The sequence below is a fragment of the Sphingobium sp. TomMM35A genome (assembly GCF_054771735.1).
Genome location: NZ_BSRC01000002.1, coordinates 153,199 through 169,268 on the forward strand (window position 1 = coordinate 153,199; position 16,070 = coordinate 169,268).

A 16,070-nucleotide genomic window follows, 5' to 3' on the forward strand; every position below is an offset into this window, starting at 1 on the left:
CTCAATTGCGCTCCGCCGCCATCAGCGGCAGGACGCTATCCTCCTCGCGAGCTCGCGATATCCACACCCTCAGCAGAGCGAGCAGCAAATCGATGTCGACCGGCTTGGCGATATAGTCCGAGGCTCCAGCGTCCAGGCATTTCTGCCGGTCCCCCTTCATCGCCTTGGCCGTCACCGCGATCAGGGGCAGCGCCGCAAGTTCGGCGCGCTTCCTGATCTGCTGCATCGTTTCATAGCCATCCATTTCGGGCATCATGATGTCGATGAGGGCGATATCGATACCGGGCGTCTGCTCCAGTATCAGGATACCGTCTCTGCCGCGTTCGGCATGCACAACCTCCACACCATAGCTCTCCAGAACGCTGGTGAGCGAGTAGATGTTGCGGATGTCGTCATCGACGATCAACACCTTCGCGCCTTGGAGCTCCGGTACTCCCCGCACGAGTTGCTGTTCTTCCAACCTCGCTCGCGCATCCACTCCGACACTCACAGGCGCGCTCCTCATCGCAGCAGCCAGCTTCTTGAACACTTTCGCCAATTGCGCCCTTTCGGCAGGCTTCTCCGTGACACCGAATGCGCCAAGGTCGAGGGCGCGCGCCACTTTTTCTGCGCCCGAAATCACGTGCACGGGTACATGCATGGATTCAGGATCATGTTTGAGGAGGTCGAGTAGCACGAAGCCGTCAATGTCCGACAATCCGAGGTCCAGCGTGATCGCGCTGGGCTGAAGTTTGCGTACCATTGCGAGTGTACCGGCACCCGCGGCGGACACGACCGCCTTCAGGCCTACCGATCTGGCAATGTCGAGCAGGATGGATGCGAAGGTGGCATCGTCTTCTACGATGAGCACAAAAGGCTCGCCATTCAGATGATCGCGATCGTCTGTCAGTTCAAAAGGAGATGGCAGCGCGGTCGGTACCAATGCCCCGCTATTGTCATAGCGCGGCTGGGTTGCCTGTTGCGGCAAGTCTACAGGGGCAATTGCCTCAAACGGAAGGAACAAGGTGAAGGTCGAGCCTTCGCCAGGTGTCGAGCGAACTTGCAGTTCTCCGCCCAAAAGACGTGCAATTTCGCGGCTGATGGAAAGTCCTAGACCCGTGCCGCCATATTTCCGGCTCGTCGTGCCATCTGCCTGCTGGAAGGCTTCGAAGATCAGTTTCTGCTTGTTCTCTGGAATGCCGATACCTGTGTCGGTAACCGCGATTTCAATCGCCTTATCGACCGCGCGCAACACTGGATGGTTCGAGCTCCACCCTTTGGTGGCGGCCCGGACCGCGAGGGTGACGTTGCCAACCGAGGTGAACTTGAACGCGTTAGAAAGCAGGTTGAGTACGATCTGCTGAAGCCGCTTCTCGTCCGTGCGGATCGTCGTCGGCAGATCGGAGGCGAATTTCACGTTGAAATCCAGCTTCTTGTCCGCAGCAAGCTGCCGGAAGGTTCGCTCCATATGCTGGCGGAGCGTCTGCATGGGCATCTCGCCCACTTCGATTGACACGGTGCCCGATTCGATTTTGGAGAGGTCAAGAATGTCGTTGATGAGGTTCAGCAGGTCAGAGCCGGCCGAGTTGATGGTGCGGGCGAACTCCACCTGCTTTTCGTTCAAGTTGCCCTGCGGATTGTCCGACAACAACTTTGACAAAATCAGGAGAGAGTTTAGCGGTGTCCGCAGCTCGTGCGACATGTTCGCCAAGAATTCGGACTTGTATTTCGAAGTGAGCGCCAGCTGCTCGGCCTTCTCTTCCAGAGCCCTTCTGGCCATTTCGATTTCGAGATTCTTCCCCTCCACCTGCTTCTTTTCATTTTCCAGGAGCTGCGCCTTTTCCTGAAGCTCCTCGTTCGTGTTGTGCAACTCTTCCTGCTTGGTGGTCAGTTCCGTCTGGCGAGCCTGGAGCTCCTGCGTTAGCAACTGCGACTGCTTGAGCAGGCCTTCAGTTCGCATCGTCGCCGCGATCGTATTGAGCACGATGCCCACAGACTCCATCAGCTGATCGAGAAAGCTCTGATGGGTCTCGTTGAATTCCGCGAAAGAAGCCAACTCAATCACGGCTTTCACCTCATCCTCGAACAGCGCAGGGAGGATTGCGACGTTCGCGGGTGTCGCATGCCCCAAGCCTGATCCTATGCGCAGGAAGTCGGATGGAACTTGTTCGAGCAAAATCGGCCGCTTGTCTGCCGCCGCTTGGCCCACCAGGCCCTCTCGCAGCATGAATTTCGATTTCAGTTCCTCTTTACTCTCCGCACCATAGCTCGAAGCGAGTTCAAGAACCGTCTCGTCGCCTTCCCGGGTGCTCACATAAAACACGCCGTATTGGGCATTCACCAGCGGTGCGAGCTCGGACATGATGAGATTTGAGACCGTGGTCAGATCGCGTTCTCCCTGCAGCATGCGGCTGAAGCGAGCGAGGTTCGTCTTAAGCCAATCCTGCTCCGCATTCTTGAGCGTCTGGTCCTTAAGGTTGCGGATCATCTCGTTGATATTGTCTTTGAGCGCTGCCATTTCGCCCGACGCCTCCACAGCGATCGATCGGGTCAGGTCGCCCTTTGTGACGGCGGTTGCCACATCGGCAATCGAGCGCACCTGATTCGTAAGGTTAGCGGCAAGCTGATTCACGTTGTCTGTCAGGTCGCGCCACAAGCCTGCTGCGCCTGGAACCCGCGCCTGTCCGCCCAGCTTGCCCTCGATCCCCACTTCGCGCGCCATGTTCGTCACCTGATCCGCGAAGGTGGCGAGCGTTTCGATCATGAAGTTGATCGTTTCTGCCAGCGCCGCGATTTCACCCTTGGCATCGACGGTGAGCTTACGCTTCAGATTGCCCTGAGCCACTGCGGTCACGACGTCGGCGATGCCGCGTACCTGGTTGGTGAGATTGGTCGCCATCAGGTTGACGTTGTCGGTCAAATCCTTCCAGGTTCCGCCCACACCGGGCACCTGCGCCTGACCGCCAAGCTTTCCTTCGGTGCCGACCTCGCGCGCCACGCGCGTAACCTCTGATGCGAACCCGTTGAGCTGGTCCACCATGACGTTGATGGTGTTCTTGAGCTCCAGGATTTCGCCCTTCACATCGACGGTGATTTTCTTGGATAGATCGCCGCGTGCCACGGCCGTAGTCACATCTGCGATATTACGGACCTGACCGGTAAGATTTGCCGCCATGAGGTTGACGTTGTCGGTAAGGTCCGCCCATGTGCCAGCGACACCACGCACTTGGGCCTGACCACCCAGTTTGCCCTCGGTTCCCACCTCACGCGCCACGCGCGTCACTTCCGAAGCGAAGGAGTTGAGCTGATCAACCATTGTGTTGATGGTGTTTTTCAGCTCCAGGATCTCACCCTTCACGTCCACAGTGATCTTTTTGGAAAGATCCCCCAGCGCCACGGCCGTCGTCACTTCGGCGATGTTGCGGACCTGACCCGTGAGGTTCGCCGCCATGGCGTTCACGTTATCGGTAAGGTCCTTCCAAGTGCCGCCCACGCCGGGGACCTGCGCCTGGCCACCGAGCTTGCCCTCGGACCCGACCTCGCGCGCCACGCGCGTCACTTCGGACGCGAAGCCGTTCAGCTGATCCACCATGACGTTGATGGTGTTCTTGAGCTCCAGGATCTCACCCTTTACGTCCACGGTGATTTTCTTCGAAAGGTCGCCCTTCGCCACGGCCGTCGTCACTTCGGCGATGTTACGCACCTGCCCCGTGAGATTGCCCGCCATTAGGTTGACGTTGTCGGTCAGGTCCTTCCAGGTCCCCGCGACGCCCTCAACCTGCGCCTGCCCGCCAAGCTTGCCGTCCGAACCCACTTCACGCGCCACCCGGGTCACCTCGGAGGCGAACCCGTTCAGCTGGTCCACCATGGTGTTGATGGTGTTCTTGAGCTCCAGGATCTCGCCCTTAACCTCCACCGTGATCTTCTTGGAGAGGTCGCCTTTGGCCACAGCGGTCGTCACGTCAGCGATGTTACGCACCTGCCCGGTGAGGTTCGCCGCCATCAGGTTGACGTTGTCTGTCAAATCCTTCCAGGTCCCGGCGACCCCTGGCACCTGCGCCTGGCCCCCGAGCTTGCCTTCGGTGCCAACCTCACGCGCCACGCGCGTTACTTCGGACGCAAAGCCGTTCAGCTGGTCCACCATGACGTTGATGGTGTTCTTCAACTCCAGAATTTCGCCCTTTACGTCCACCGTGATCTTTTTGGACAAGTCGCCCGAAGCCACCGCCGTCGTCACCTCGGCAATGTTGCGCACCTGACCGGTAAGATTGTCGGCCATCAAGTTCACATTGTCGGTGAGGTCCTTCCAGGTACCCGCAACGCCCGGCACCTGCGCCTGGCCGCCGAGCTTGCCCTCGGTGCCGACCTCGCGTGCCACGCGAGTCACTTCCGATGCGAACCCGTTCAGCTGATCCACCATGACGTTGATGGTGTTCTTCAGCTCCAGGATCTCGCCCTTCACGTCCACCGTGATTTTCTTGGATAAGTCACCGGATGCCACCGCAGTCGTCACCTCAGCGATATTACGCACCTGACCGGTGAGATTGTCGGCCATCAGATTGACGTTGTCGGTGAGATCCTTCCAGGTGCCCGCGACGCCTTCCACCCGCGCTTGGCCCCCTAGCTTGCCTTCCGTACCCACCTCACGCGCCACACGTGTCACTTCGGAAGCAAAGGAGTTCAGCTGGTCCACCATGGTGTTGATGGTGTTCTTGAGCTCCAGGATCTCGCCCTTAACCTCCACCGTGATCTTCTTGGACAAATCACCCGACGCCACCGCCGTCGTCACCTCGGCGATATTGCGCACCTGTCCGGTCAAGTTGGTGGCCATGGCGTTCACATTGTCAGTGAGGTCCTTCCAGGTGCCCGCGACGCCCTTCACCGTAGCCTGACCGCCAAGCTTCCCTTCAGTACCGACCTCACGAGCAACACGCGTAACCTCCGAAGTGAAGGAGGCGAGCTGTTCGACCATGGTGTTCACCACCTTGCCGATACGCAAAAATTCGCCGCGCAGCGGGCGTCCATCAATCTCGACCGTCATCGACTGGGACAGGTCGCCCTTTGCCACCGCCCCGATGACCCGCGCCACCTCTGCCGTGGGCTGGACCATGTCCTCGATCAGTTCATTTATCGCCAGCAGCTTTGTTTCCCATCCGCCGGTTGCCCCACGAACATGACCGCGCTGCGTGATTTTGCCCTCTTTGCCAACGACCCGGGACAATCGGTCGAACTCGTTGGTTATTTCTTCCTCAAGTGTAACGACCTCATTGAACAAGGTCGCAATCTCCCGGTCGGGTCCGTGGACATCCTCTGGCAGGCGAACTGAGAAATCACCCCGGCGGAAACTTCGCAGGGCGGCAACGATTTCACGACGGTCAAGGGCACCGCGGGGCGATTCTGCGTTCACCAAGCACTCCTGCATCTCCATCGAACGTGGAGATATGATTAGGCCCCCCGACCTGCGCTTCTGATAGCAGCGACGAACCGTTACGAGAAGTGGACAAAAATGGCGCAAATTCAATTGCAACACAGGTCAGAGCAGCTAGAAGGCACGCGCATTCGGGGGAAAATCGCAGTGGGAGACGGCAAACGGCATGCCCAGCCGGCAAGAAACCTCGGCCTTCATCCGCTCAGCCTTTCGATCGGTCTGGTCGCTCGAACTTATGTGCGTTCTGCGGAAAGACCCGGAGCGCCCGTGGAGCCAACCAGAGCTTGTTGCAGCCATGCGCAGCAGTGACTTGGTCGTTCAGCAAAGTGTAGACCTGCTTCTAACGGCCGGCTTGGTGGTGACCGATTCAGCCGACCGTGTCCGGTATCAGCCTGCCAATGAGGCTACAGAGCGCATGGCGGCAGCTGCAGAAGCGCTGTACATCCAACGCCCTGACGCCGTTCGAAGGATGATCGTGGCGCCGGCCTCGTCTGCCCGTCTGTTCGCGGACGCATTTCGACTTCGGAGGGAAGAATGACTGGAGCCATTTTCCCCTCGATTGTGTACGCGCTATGCTTTGCGACAAGTTCGGCTTGCGCCTATCTGCTTTGGCGCAGCCACGCGGCAAGTGGCTCACGGCTGCTCTTCTGGAGCACCGCATGCTTCACTCTACTGGCGCTCAATAATCTCTTCCTCGTAATCGATCTGGCACTTATCCCATCCGCCGACCTCCAGCTTGTGCGCCTGCTACTCTCGCTTTGCGCCGTCGGAGCGCTCCTCTTCGGATTCATATGGGAGAGCGAGGAGGATATATGACCTTGCCAGCTTTTCTTTCCGGAGCCGTTTCATTCGGATTTCTGCTTATCTCGCTGTTCTTCTTGCGCTTCTGGAGAGAAACCCGAGATCCTTTGTTCGTTACGTTCGCAGTTTCGTTTTTGCTGCTTGGGGCCGGCCAAATCTTCCTTGCGCTTGGCGGCATACCCGATGAACAGAGGAGCTTCGTGTACCTTGTACGGTTCGCCGCCTTCCTGCTGATCATCCGAGCTGTCGTGGCCAAGAACCGGGCGACTTAGATCTGGATCGGTGAGCGCGTCCCGCAGGTCGGGCGCCTTTATATGGCGGGGTTGCGTGATACGAGCGCTATTTTGCGCTGACATCGGTTATGGCCTCGGATAAGCTTAAAACCTAAGGGATGCTGAACAGGCCGACGGAGCTGAGTTCGCAGTTGTGGCTGCGTTCAGCGGCCTGCTTGCCGACAAGGCGACGATCATGACGCTGCCGCAGGTCGACGCCCGCGCGGTCCTTCGCCGGACGCTCAATCGCCCTTCATGTACACGCGGATCAAGGGCGAGTTGGAGGACGCGGTTACGCGCCCGGAATTCCCATCACTCACCATCGTTCGCCCTGGCTTTATCGACGGAAGGGGACAAGAGCACCGGCCAATGGGGCATATATTAGTCCGTCTCCTTCGCCACCATAGGACCTATCCCGCCGTCCGCCGCACGAATTAGCCCTGCAAGGACGATCGCCGCTTTTCTCGTGGATGCGGCGTTGGGAGGTCCAATCGGCAACCACCGCGTCAGCCCAGCATATATCGCACGTGCCGCGGCCAAATTGGATCCTGATCCGATTGTATGCGTCGCGCATAGATTTAATGTTGGTAAATCTGCGGATAAATGCGACCATTCTTTACCGTTCCCGGCCAATTTCAAGTGCCCAACGGCGGGCCGTCAGGTTTTTCGTCCCGACCGCCCTCGTTGGCCGATAGCCAAATCACCCTCACCTCCATGGGGAAGCCCAAGTTCCTAAAGATCTTGAGCAAGGGGTGCATCACCCCAGTTCACCGATGATTGGACAAACTGCGCACCTGTATCGTGAAGCAGGGACAGCTTCTTCGCGCCCAGGCTGCGACGGGTTCAACGGCACGGAGCGAACATCATGGCCTCGCGCAAGGATATGCGCTTTGCATTCACGTCCATGGGATCATGGCGGCCCGACTGTGCCCCGCATCGATGAGGCCGGTCTTGAGGTCAAAACGCGTCAGGTAGATGGCGCCGGTCCGGCACCAATGATCAGGCGTCGAGCGGCTCAGCCATCGCAGTCTTGTCCTTAGCAGATCAGATCATATGCAGCTCTTTTTGAATGAAGAAGTTCCACTCCTCCGCACTCGCCGCGCTCATCCCGGCATAGCTTGGCAGGCCACTTGTGGAACAGCTGGCGAGCTAAGGAGTTGCAAGAGCGGAGCTTACCATCAGGTCTGGCCCTATGCTGGAAACCGTCGATCATATGGACAGTCAATCAAACGCCACGGCAAACCGCCATGAACGAAGGAAGGCCAAGGCGCTGGCAAGGGAACGGAAGGACAGAGCCTGCAACTGCGGCATGGCACACCATCATCTTCCGGCTCATCCGGCAGGCACTTCATCAGGTTAGGGAGCTTCTTAGTTGGGCGAAGAGGCACTCGACGCGGACTTTTCGTGCCACGGCACAATGCGACTAGTGCATATCGGAACAGCGGGATGGAGCATCTCGCGCGCTTCAGCGGAGGACGTTCCCAGTGACGGAGCTAGCCTTGAAAGATATGCGACAAGGTTCAGGGCTTCAGAAATAAATAGCTCGTTCCATCGTTCACACCGACCCTCCACCTGGGCGCGCTGGCGCGATAGCACGCCTGCAGATTTTCGCTTCTCGGTGAAGCTCCCCAAACGCATCACCCACGAACTTAAGCTTCAAGATTGTTCATCTGTTCTCGATCAGTTTCTTGCTGAGGCCAGCGAGCTGGAGCAAAGTAAGCGGGGTCTGGCGACCGCCTTGCGCAGCGCCCATTAGCCGGGATGATTGCCGCTCTTTAAGCGGGGTGGCCGGTGTCGGACGAGATTGAAGATTCAGCGAGCAGCGCAGCGACTACTCATACGAGCGGTCGTATGAGTAGTCGGATAGAGATCGTTAGCCGGGTGTCAGGCCGGCGGCGGTGGACGGTAGAGCAGAAGCTGGCCGTGCTGCAGGATGCATTCGGCCCGGAGGGCTGCGTGCGCGCGGCCTGTGAACGCCATGACGTCGGCAGCGGCTCGATCTACACATGGCGGCGACAGGCGATGTCCGGTGAGCTCGCCGGGGTGCGCAAGTCGATCAAGCCTGCCTTTGCGGAGGTGCAGATCAGCGATCAGCTGGCCTTGCCTGGGCCAACGGTCGCAGCACGCAGCGAGGGAGTGATCGGCATCGAGCTGCCGTCTGGCATCAGGGTGAACGTGGACGCCACCGTCGATGCCGATGCCCTGTCGCGGGTGATCGGCGTCCTGACGCAATGATCCCGCTGCCGCCCTCAACGCGGATATTCCTGGCCTGCGGCGCAACAGATATGCGTAAGGGTTTTGACGGCTTGGCTGTGATGACGCAGCAAGTTCTGGAGCAGAGCCCGCATTCCGGTGCGCTGTTCGCCTTTCGAGGGAAGCGCGGTGATCTGGTAAAGCTGCTCTGGTATGACGGTCAGGGCATGTGCCTTTTCTCCAAGCGGATGGACCGAGGCCGGTTCATTTGGCCATCGACCAAGACCGGTTCGGTGGTGATGACGGCGGCCCAGCTTTCCATGCTTCTGGAAGGCATCGACTGGCGGCGGCCGGAACGCACTTTCACCCCATCACTCGCGGGCTAAAAACGCCCATTTTCCGGCGCTTTTTCTGGCATTGCGGCGTCTGTTCCGCTATAGGGTCGCGGTGTCGGACGCAGGCCTTTCCACCGCTGATAAAGACGCTCGGATCGCCGAGCTCGAAGCTGCTTTGGCGGCCGCCCATGCCGATATTTCTGCCCGAGACATCCTGATCGACACGCTGCGCGTGCAGATCGCGCGCCTCAAGCGGATGCAGTTCGGCAAGTCGTCCGAGAAGCTCGACACTCAGATCGCACAGCTTGAGCTTGCGCTCGAAGAGCTCGAAGGCGAGGCCATCGTCGCCGCCGCCCGCCGGGCCGATCCGGCAGAGGTTGATCGGCCGTCGCCTGTTCGTGCGCTGCCTGCTCATCTGCCGCGGGAGGAACAGCGGATCGAGCCCGAACAGGGCAGTTGCACCTGTCCAGATTGCGGCGGAGCGCTGCGGCCTCTGGGGCAGGATAGCGACGAGATGCTCGATGCCGTGCCAGTGCAATGGCGTGTCGTTCGGACCATCCGGCCCAAGTATAGCTGCCGGTCCTGCGAGAAGATCGTCCAGGCGCCCGTGCCGGTAAAGGCGATAGCGCGCGGCAAGGCGACCTTCGGCACGCTGGCCCACGTTGTCGTCTCCAAGTTCGACCATCATCTGCCGCTTTACCGCCAGGCCGAGATCATGGCTGCGCAGGGGGTCGAGATCGACCGATCGACACTGGCGGGCTGGGTAGGACAGGCATCCGTGCTGCTCGACCCGATCGTCAGTCGCATTCGCGAGGTGGGCCTCACCGCCTCAAAGATCCATACCGACGATACGCCTGTTCCCATGCTTGATCCGGGCCGGGGCAAGACGGCCACCGGCAGGCTTTGGGCTTACGCCGTCGATGATCGTGGCTCGGGCGCTACGACCCCCTCGCTCGTCTGGTATGAGTTCACCACCGATCGCACCGGTGCGCATCCCCAGCGTCAGCTGGCCAACTTCGCCGGCTACCTGCAGGCTGATGGTTACGCCGGTTATGACAAGCTCTACGACACGAACCGCGTCACCGAGGTTGCTTGCTGGGCGCATTTCCGGCGGAAGATATTCGACATCCACGCCACCAAGCCGACGCCGCTCACCACCGACCTGCTAGAACGCATCGGCCAACTCTATGAGATCGAGGCAGAGGTTCAAGGCCAGCAACCCGAGATCCGCCGACGAAGCCGGCACGACCGCACTCAGCCGTTGATCGATGATCTGCGGCAAGCACTTGACGATGCCCTGCGCCGCCTCTCGCCCAAGTCCGAGATGGCGAAAGCGATCGCCTATGGCCGCAAGCGCTGGGTGGCGCTCACGCGCTTCCTCGATGATGGGCGTCTGGAGATCGATAACAACATTGCGGAGCGTGCCATGCGATGCGTGGCCTTGGGCCGTAAAAACTGGCTGTTCGCCGGATCAAAGGCAGGCGGCGATCGGGCGGCGGCCATCTACTCCGTTATCGAGACCGCAAAGCTCAACGGCCTCGAACCACAGGCCTATATTGCCGACGTTATCGCCAAGATCGCCGGCAACTGGCCTGCCGCTCGCTGGGATGAACTCATGCCGTGGAATTGGCGACCAGATCAGCAACCGATCGCCGAAGCCGCCTGATCTGCGGCCTCCAGCCCACGCTTACGGAGCAAAAGCTAGCCGTGTTGCTGGTTCAGCTGCCGCCCAAGCTCGAGTTTGGCCCCAAGGTAGCCACCGGCTTCTTCAGCGACCTGACATCGAGAAGTCCAGCCTTCACCGCTTGCGAGCCGCGCCACCCAAGTTGGTTCGGAGCCGAGGCCGAAGTGCTTCTCAACCAGCACCGGATTGCTCGTGTGGCAGCCGATCCTGCTGTCTGCCCAGCCGCCTCGTACCCCGGAGGATGGACAGGCTTGCGTTACTGGCGGCTGCATGGCTCTCCGGTCATGTACCGTTCCAGCTATGCCGAGCGCGTGAGCTATTATGCGGAGCAGCTGCTCCGGCAGGAGCAAGCGGATGGGCAGATTTGGTGCATCTTCGACAATACAGCATCCTCAGCTGCTATCGGCGCAACATCGGTAATCTTGATATCTTCGCGTGCGGGCACATTGGCTTGCCCTGGGGCATCTTGATCTTGAGATCCTCGAAATCCTCGGCGATCGAGGCGATGTCTACCTCCAGCCTATAGTTGTTGCACATCGCTCCTCCTTTCTGCCCCCGCTTGCTCCCGCAAATTGTTCCTTGTATGTTCTCGTCATGGACTCGAAAGCCCTTTGATGCCGACGCGCTCGGGAGCTGCCGTGCCATCATCCGGCGCAATCCAGAGGACGTCCAGGAAATGGAGATGATCGAGGCGGTCTGGGGTTCCAATCCGCGCTTCTGTGACGGCGTCCGCTATGAATTCATCCGCTGCGAAGGACGCACATTCCCGACCAATCGCTGCTTGGTGCCCGCGTCGGAGTTTCACATCCGCAACGGCGACAAGAAATTTCGCGTGCATCTGGAGGATGGCAACTTCTTCTACCTTGCTGCCATCTGGGGAACGGCCGTGGGCGAATGGCCGGTCAGCTACCGCATCATCACGGTCGACGCGAACCCGGAGGTGATGCGCTATCAGGAGCGTCATGGCGCGATCATTCAGCGGCGGCAGGTCATGCAGTGGTTGGACCCCAAGGTGCCGGAGGCTGATCTGCTGGTTACGCCGCCGGCGCATTTGTTCTCAGTCGAGGAGATATCCACAAAGCCGTTGCAAACCAGCTTGGCGTTTTAAGCAGAATGCAATGTTCGTTGATTTCGACGGATGAACTTCTGCGGGGCGAGGTGGCTTTCCGGATTCGGGCAACACCGAATGCCAAGCCCGTGCGAAGCATGACTTGGCTTGAGACATTTCTGCCGTTCGCCGCTGTTATTGGGAACGTCAGGCTATGCTAGCACCAGACGTTCACGAGTCGCGAAAGCCTTCCTCCGATGGCTTCAAAACACTTTGGAAGATCTGCTCCGAAAGATCGACCGAGTACTATGGGGCTTCATACGAGCAACGTGATAGAATTTTAATAAAAGTGCCTGTTGGGGCCTCACGCTTTTTGATCGCCGCTTTGAGCCAGTGCGCCATAATACGCACAGCCATAAACGGTGATGGCAGTTGCCAATGCGCAAGCGCTCGCCGCGACCAACGAAAGCGGCATTGCGATATCGCCTCCGCCTCCAAAAAGCTGACGGTCAAGCAGCGGAATGATTGCGGAACCGAGCGACAATCCGACCAGCGCGTTGGCGAGTAGAAACAGGGCAGAATTCGTCGCCCGCATGCGCGGCGGCGTGGCGAGCTGCAGTGCGGCGATGGCGCATCCGAAATAGGCATTGAAGAGAAAACAGGCTGGCGCGAACAAGGCCAGCACCAGCACCGCCGATGGCATCAGCGGCGCCAGCGTCGCGGGCGCAAAGGTGCCGATGGATACGACCATGACCACGCGCAGGTTGGCGTCGCTGCGGCCACGCAGCGCCAGCCGTTCGGACAGGAGCCCTCCGCAGACCGCCCCTGCGCTCCCCAGCAACAGGAAGACAAGCCCGAGGTAGCGGCCAGCCTCCCCCGCTGACAGGCCAAAATTGCGGATGAGCAGCGTCGGATACCAGGCCGTCATGCCGTAACCCATGATGCCGAGGATGCAGGACGAGAGATAGATGCTTGCAAAGGCTCGTCGGTGCCGGGCCATATGGGCGAGCAGCGAAGAAAGCCCGGTTCTGTCATCGTCAGGCCTGCCGGGCTGCCCCGACCCAGCGCCACGCCGGGGTTCGCGGATGGTGGCGACCAGCAGGGCGACGAGAAGGCCGGGGCTGGCGACGATCAGGAAGGTGGCCTGCCATGAGCGGAAGGTGCCGAGCGGACCCATGTCGACATTGCGACTTGTGCCGATAAGGTCGATCACCGTGCCGCCGATCATCAGCGCCAGCCCGCCGCCGATGGTGATGCCGAGCGTGTAGATCGCCATCGCGCGCGCCAGCCGGCTGCGGGAATAGGCATCGCTCAGAAAGGAGTGGGCGGAGGGCGACAGGGCGGCCTCTCCGACGCCCACGGCCATGCGCGAAGCGAAGAGAGCGGCATAGTTCTGGCGAGGCCGCAAAAGGCTGTCGCCACGCTCCAGAAGGCCACGCCCGCCGTGATGATCCATTTGCGCGGCCATCGATCGGCCAGCAGGCGGAGCGGCACCCCCAGGATGGAATAAAGCAAGGCGAACGCCATGCCTTGGAGCAGGCCCATTTGCAGGTCGCTGACACCCAGATCGCGGCGGATGGGATCGACCATCAGGCTCAATATCTGGCGGTCGACGAAGGACAGGATGTAGGCGAGCAGGAACACCGCCAACGCATAATCCGCCTGCCGACTGGTCAACGCGCCACTGGCGGCAGGAGAGGAGTGCATCGCCAATAGGAGCATAGTTCGATAAGATGCAGATGCCCTGCGACCACTGCCGAAAGGTCATCCGTTCGTCCAACATCCTTGCTCGCTCCAATCGTTACGTTAGCGAGAAGATTGCAGCGAAACTGTGCCATGTCACCTGTGGCAGAGGAGAATAAGATTGCTTCCGTTACATTGGCTTACCCCGCCAGCAGTAGCGGATAAGGTGCCATTCGAACGAAGGGGGTCCCGCCGGTCTTCCGGATGCTCGGTAGGACGACTTTGGCCACCCAGCTCTGGAACTCCATGGCCTCCGGTTTGTCGGATCGCATGATGAGCTTGTAGAGGCCAGACTCCGAAACGGCAGACGTATGGGCTTCGCCTTTCAGCCAAGCGAACCCATCCCCCTCACTAATAATGTGGGGGTATCAGCCTGACTGCCACCCCTATTCGGCATATTGCGGGAAACAGCCGCCGCTCCTCGGGGTCCAGCTTCGAAGTATACTGAGCAGTGCCGCGTTCGTATCAAGGTCGAGGTGTGGCGAACGCACCTCGAGTCATGGGTGATTGGTCAAGCTTCGGTAAGAGTCCAATTGCCCGGTCTAGCGGACCCCACAGACGGACCCCACAGAAGGTTCCGATTGCCCTCTAAGCAACTGAAAAACATCAGAAAACTTAAACTGGCTGGGGCGGCAGGATTCGAACCTGCGCATGGCGGTACCAAAAACCGCTGCCTTACCGCTTGGCTACGCCCCAGCATGCGCGCGGCGGTGCCGGGCGCGGGGACGGCATATAGCGTCTCTTGCGCGAAAGGAAAGCCTAGTCATCACAGACTTGCTCCGCCAATATGCGGGCGTCAAAAGCTTCCTGGAACGCCCGGCATGAATGCAAATAGTTCGCCCGCCAATGCACCGGCTTCGCAGGTCACGCCTGCCTCTCCCCTGTTCCTGCGGGAGGACGAAATCCGGCGCGGGATCGAGATGTTGTATTTCGGCTACTCCGCCCTGACGCGGTCCATCGATGATGGGCTTGCGGCGCAGGGGCTGGGGCGTGCGCATCACCGTGCGCTGTATTTCATCTCGCGCCAGCCTGACCTGACTGTGAAGGAATTGCTGCGCCTTCTGTCCATCACCAAACAGTCGCTCGGCCGGGTACTCAACGACCTTGTGGAGCGCGGCTATATCGAAACCCGGCAAGGGGCGAATGACCGGCGGCAAAAACTGCTTCGGCTCAGTGCCTCGGGCAAGGCGCTGGAGGCTGAATTATTCCGTGCCCTGCGTGAAAAGATGGCGGCGGCCTATGCGCAGGCGGGGCAGGGCTCCGTCACCGGCTTTTGGCGCGTGTTGGAAGGATTGATCCCCGACGCCGACCGGTCGATGGTGTTCGGGTTGCGCAGCCGCTGACTGGCGAGCAACCATAATGTCTTGCGGTGGTTAAGCTCAGGCACTCCACGGTAAGATGAGGAAGATCATGAGATTATCACTTCTGGCTGGCCTGGCGATCTCGGCGGGCATGAGCCTGTCCGCTTGCTCGGAAAAGGCAGCGGATAGCCTTGAGAATGCGGGATCGGCGATCGGTAATGATGTCAGCCGGGCAGTGGATCAGGCGGGCGAGAAAATCGACAACGGCCTCGACGATGCGGGGCGGGCGTTTGATGAGGGCGCAAATGAAGTCGGAGCGGCCAGCCGCAATGCAGCTCAGGATGCCCGGCGCGAAGCACGGGAAGCCAAGCAGGACGCGGGCGCCGCTATGGAGCGCGCCGGCAATGACCTCAGGCGAGATTGAACCCGCACCGGGCAGGGCTTTAGGCCTGAGATTGGCCGGAGAGCTGGCTAAGCGCCGCTGCGACATAGCGGCGGCGTTCAGGGTCGCGGCTGATCTCCAGCATGGCGCATAGGCTCGCGCGCGCCGCCTCGACCTCGCCATGCACCAGCTGCAAGCGGGCAAGTGCCCACCAGCCGGCGTCATGTTCAGGCGCGACCACGGTCATCCGCTCATATATGGTGCATGCCCGCCATGTATCACCCGCATCCTCCGCTCGCGTAGCTTGGTTCAGGAGGAGGCGGACGAGGGTCATGCGGTTCGACATCGGCTCGACGGCGGATTGGGCCTGGGGACCGGAAATGGCGGCCCTCGTCAACAACTCTGACAATTGTTCAGCCTGCACCAGTGCGCCACGCCGGAAGGGATCGATGATCGCCGGAGCATCCTCAGGCCCGATGCTGACCAGGACATGTCCAGGCGTGTTGAGGGCGTGGGAACGCCATCCCGCCCGCCGCGCGGCTGCCACATAGAGGATGGACAGGCTGACCGGCAGCCCCAGCCGGCGGTCCAGCACCCGCACCATGTCCGCGTTCAGCGGCGCATCATAGCTCTCACTATCACCCGCAAAGCCGAACTGCGTGCCAATCACGCGCGCGAGCAGGGCGCCTTGGGCCTCACCCGATTGCAGCTCATCGTCCCCGGCGCCGGACCGCTCCGCATCGATGGCTTTGCCAATTCCGCGCAGCAGCTCCAGATAGGGTTCAACGTCGATCCCGTCATGATCGAGCGCACTCAACATCAGCGCGGCGCTGTCGAGTTCGATCTCCTCATCGGCCAGCAAACCGAGATAGGCGATGCTCTCGTTCATCGAAGCACCGATGCG

General features: G+C 60.2%; 15 protein-coding genes and 1 tRNA gene. 10 read left to right on the plus strand and 6 right to left on the minus strand.

What is annotated here, in order from left to right; translation table 11 throughout:
• Position 1 precedes the first annotated feature (1 nt).
• Positions 2 to 5,386, minus strand: coding sequence for a HAMP domain-containing protein (locus ACYU8T_RS13840; RefSeq protein WP_461159930.1), 5,385 nt, complete (start codon positions 5,384 to 5,386; stop codon positions 2 to 4).
• Between the two features lie 555 nt (positions 5,387 to 5,941).
• On the opposite strand from ACYU8T_RS13840, the gene ACYU8T_RS13845 reads away from it, so the two are divergent.
• From ACYU8T_RS13845 to ACYU8T_RS13880, 8 genes are all read left to right on the plus strand, one after another.
• Positions 5,942 to 6,223 (plus strand): DUF5985 family protein, encoded by a 282-nt coding sequence (locus ACYU8T_RS13845; protein ID WP_097092259.1) that lies wholly within the window; start codon positions 5,942 to 5,944, stop codon positions 6,221 to 6,223.
• On the plus strand, positions 6,220 to 6,480 hold the full coding sequence (locus ACYU8T_RS13850) for a DUF5985 family protein (protein WP_097092260.1): 261 nt from the start codon (positions 6,220 to 6,222) through the stop codon (positions 6,478 to 6,480). The genes ACYU8T_RS13845 and ACYU8T_RS13850 overlap by 4 nt, the downstream gene beginning before the upstream one ends.
• A gap of 1,417 nt (positions 6,481 to 7,897) precedes the next feature.
• Positions 7,898 to 8,236 (plus strand): DUF72 domain-containing protein, encoded by a 339-nt coding sequence (locus ACYU8T_RS13855; RefSeq protein WP_461160393.1) that lies wholly within the window; start codon positions 7,898 to 7,900, stop codon positions 8,234 to 8,236.
• Positions 8,237 to 8,331: 95 nt separating this feature from the next.
• Positions 8,332 to 8,715: an IS66-like element accessory protein TnpA gene (gene tnpA / locus ACYU8T_RS13860; RefSeq protein WP_041380262.1), complete on the plus strand. Its 384-nt coding sequence runs from the start codon at positions 8,332 to 8,334 to the stop codon at positions 8,713 to 8,715.
• Positions 8,712 to 9,059, plus strand: a complete 348-nt coding sequence (gene tnpB, locus ACYU8T_RS13865) for an IS66 family insertion sequence element accessory protein TnpB (protein ID WP_011950829.1) — start codon at positions 8,712 to 8,714, stop codon at positions 9,057 to 9,059. Before tnpA ends, tnpB begins: the two co-directional genes overlap by 4 nt.
• A 61-nt stretch (positions 9,060 to 9,120) precedes the next feature.
• Positions 9,121 to 10,674 (plus strand): IS66 family transposase, encoded by a 1,554-nt coding sequence (gene tnpC / locus ACYU8T_RS13870; RefSeq protein ID WP_461158394.1) that lies wholly within the window; start codon positions 9,121 to 9,123, stop codon positions 10,672 to 10,674.
• A 41-nt stretch (positions 10,675 to 10,715) separates the two neighbouring features.
• Positions 10,716 to 11,162 carry a DUF72 domain-containing protein gene (locus ACYU8T_RS13875; protein WP_461159931.1) on the plus strand — a complete coding sequence of 149 codons (447 nt, stop codon included), beginning with the start codon at positions 10,716 to 10,718 and terminating at the stop codon, positions 11,160 to 11,162.
• A 212-nt stretch (positions 11,163 to 11,374) separates the two neighbouring features.
• A complete protein-coding gene (locus ACYU8T_RS13880) occupies positions 11,375 to 11,800 on the plus strand; it encodes an SOS response-associated peptidase family protein (RefSeq protein ID WP_461159932.1) in 426 nt (141 codons plus the stop codon).
• Positions 11,801 to 12,104: 304 nt separating this feature from the next.
• Here ACYU8T_RS13880 and ACYU8T_RS13885 read toward each other — a convergent pair whose 3' ends face one another.
• From ACYU8T_RS13885 to ACYU8T_RS13900, 4 genes are all read right to left on the minus strand, one after another.
• Positions 12,105 to 13,106 carry an MFS transporter gene (locus tag ACYU8T_RS13885; protein ID WP_461159933.1) on the minus strand — a complete coding sequence of 334 codons (1,002 nt, stop codon included), beginning with the start codon at positions 13,104 to 13,106 and terminating at the stop codon, positions 12,105 to 12,107.
• Positions 13,052 to 13,417 carry an MFS transporter gene (locus ACYU8T_RS13890; protein WP_461159934.1) on the minus strand — a complete coding sequence of 122 codons (366 nt, stop codon included), beginning with the start codon at positions 13,415 to 13,417 and terminating at the stop codon, positions 13,052 to 13,054. The genes ACYU8T_RS13885 and ACYU8T_RS13890 overlap by 55 nt, the downstream gene beginning before the upstream one ends.
• A 206-nt stretch (positions 13,418 to 13,623) precedes the next feature.
• Positions 13,624 to 13,842 (minus strand): BRO-N domain-containing protein, encoded by a 219-nt coding sequence (locus tag ACYU8T_RS13895; RefSeq protein ID WP_461160394.1) that lies wholly within the window; start codon positions 13,840 to 13,842, stop codon positions 13,624 to 13,626.
• 262 nt (positions 13,843 to 14,104) lie between these two features.
• Positions 14,105 to 14,179: transfer RNA gene (locus ACYU8T_RS13900), tRNA-Gln, on the minus strand.
• Positions 14,180 to 14,304: 125 nt separating this feature from the next.
• On the opposite strand from ACYU8T_RS13900, the gene ACYU8T_RS13905 reads away from it, so the two are divergent.
• Entirely contained in the window at positions 14,305 to 14,826 is a 522-nt protein-coding gene (locus ACYU8T_RS13905; protein ID WP_097093491.1) for a MarR family winged helix-turn-helix transcriptional regulator, read from the plus strand.
• Between the two features lie 67 nt (positions 14,827 to 14,893).
• Positions 14,894 to 15,208 (plus strand): hypothetical protein, encoded by a 315-nt coding sequence (locus ACYU8T_RS13910; RefSeq protein ID WP_247233330.1) that lies wholly within the window; start codon positions 14,894 to 14,896, stop codon positions 15,206 to 15,208.
• 19 nt (positions 15,209 to 15,227) lie between these two features.
• Here ACYU8T_RS13910 and ACYU8T_RS13915 read toward each other — a convergent pair whose 3' ends face one another.
• A complete protein-coding gene (locus ACYU8T_RS13915; RefSeq protein WP_461159935.1) occupies positions 15,228 to 16,055 on the minus strand; it encodes a transglutaminase family protein in 828 nt (275 codons plus the stop codon).
• Positions 16,056 to 16,070 lie beyond the last annotated feature (15 nt).

What these genes read in the sequence shown, in the direction of transcription:
- ACYU8T_RS13915 (WP_461159935.1), bottom strand. Translation starts at nt 16,055, where the DNA reads ATGAACGAGAGCATCGCCTATCTCGGTTTGCTGGCCGATGAGGAGATC.
- ACYU8T_RS13850 (WP_097092260.1), top strand. Translation starts at nt 6,220, where the DNA reads ATGACCTTGCCAGCTTTTCTTTCCGGAGCCGTTTCATTCGGATTTCTG.
- ACYU8T_RS13905 (WP_097093491.1), top strand. Translation starts at nt 14,305, where the DNA reads ATGAATGCAAATAGTTCGCCCGCCAATGCACCGGCTTCGCAGGTCACG.
- ACYU8T_RS13845 (WP_097092259.1), top strand. Translation starts at nt 5,942, where the DNA reads ATGACTGGAGCCATTTTCCCCTCGATTGTGTACGCGCTATGCTTTGCG.
- ACYU8T_RS13910 (WP_247233330.1), top strand. Translation starts at nt 14,894, where the DNA reads ATGAGATTATCACTTCTGGCTGGCCTGGCGATCTCGGCGGGCATGAGC.
- ACYU8T_RS13880 (WP_461159932.1), top strand. Translation starts at nt 11,375, where the DNA reads ATGATCGAGGCGGTCTGGGGTTCCAATCCGCGCTTCTGTGACGGCGTC.
- tnpB (WP_011950829.1), top strand. Translation starts at nt 8,712, where the DNA reads ATGATCCCGCTGCCGCCCTCAACGCGGATATTCCTGGCCTGCGGCGCA.
- ACYU8T_RS13885 (WP_461159933.1), bottom strand. Translation starts at nt 13,106, where the DNA reads ATGGCCGTGGGCGTCGGAGAGGCCGCCCTGTCGCCCTCCGCCCACTCC.
- ACYU8T_RS13855 (WP_461160393.1), top strand. Translation starts at nt 7,898, where the DNA reads ATGCGACTAGTGCATATCGGAACAGCGGGATGGAGCATCTCGCGCGCT.
- tnpA (WP_041380262.1), top strand. Translation starts at nt 8,332, where the DNA reads ATGAGTAGTCGGATAGAGATCGTTAGCCGGGTGTCAGGCCGGCGGCGG.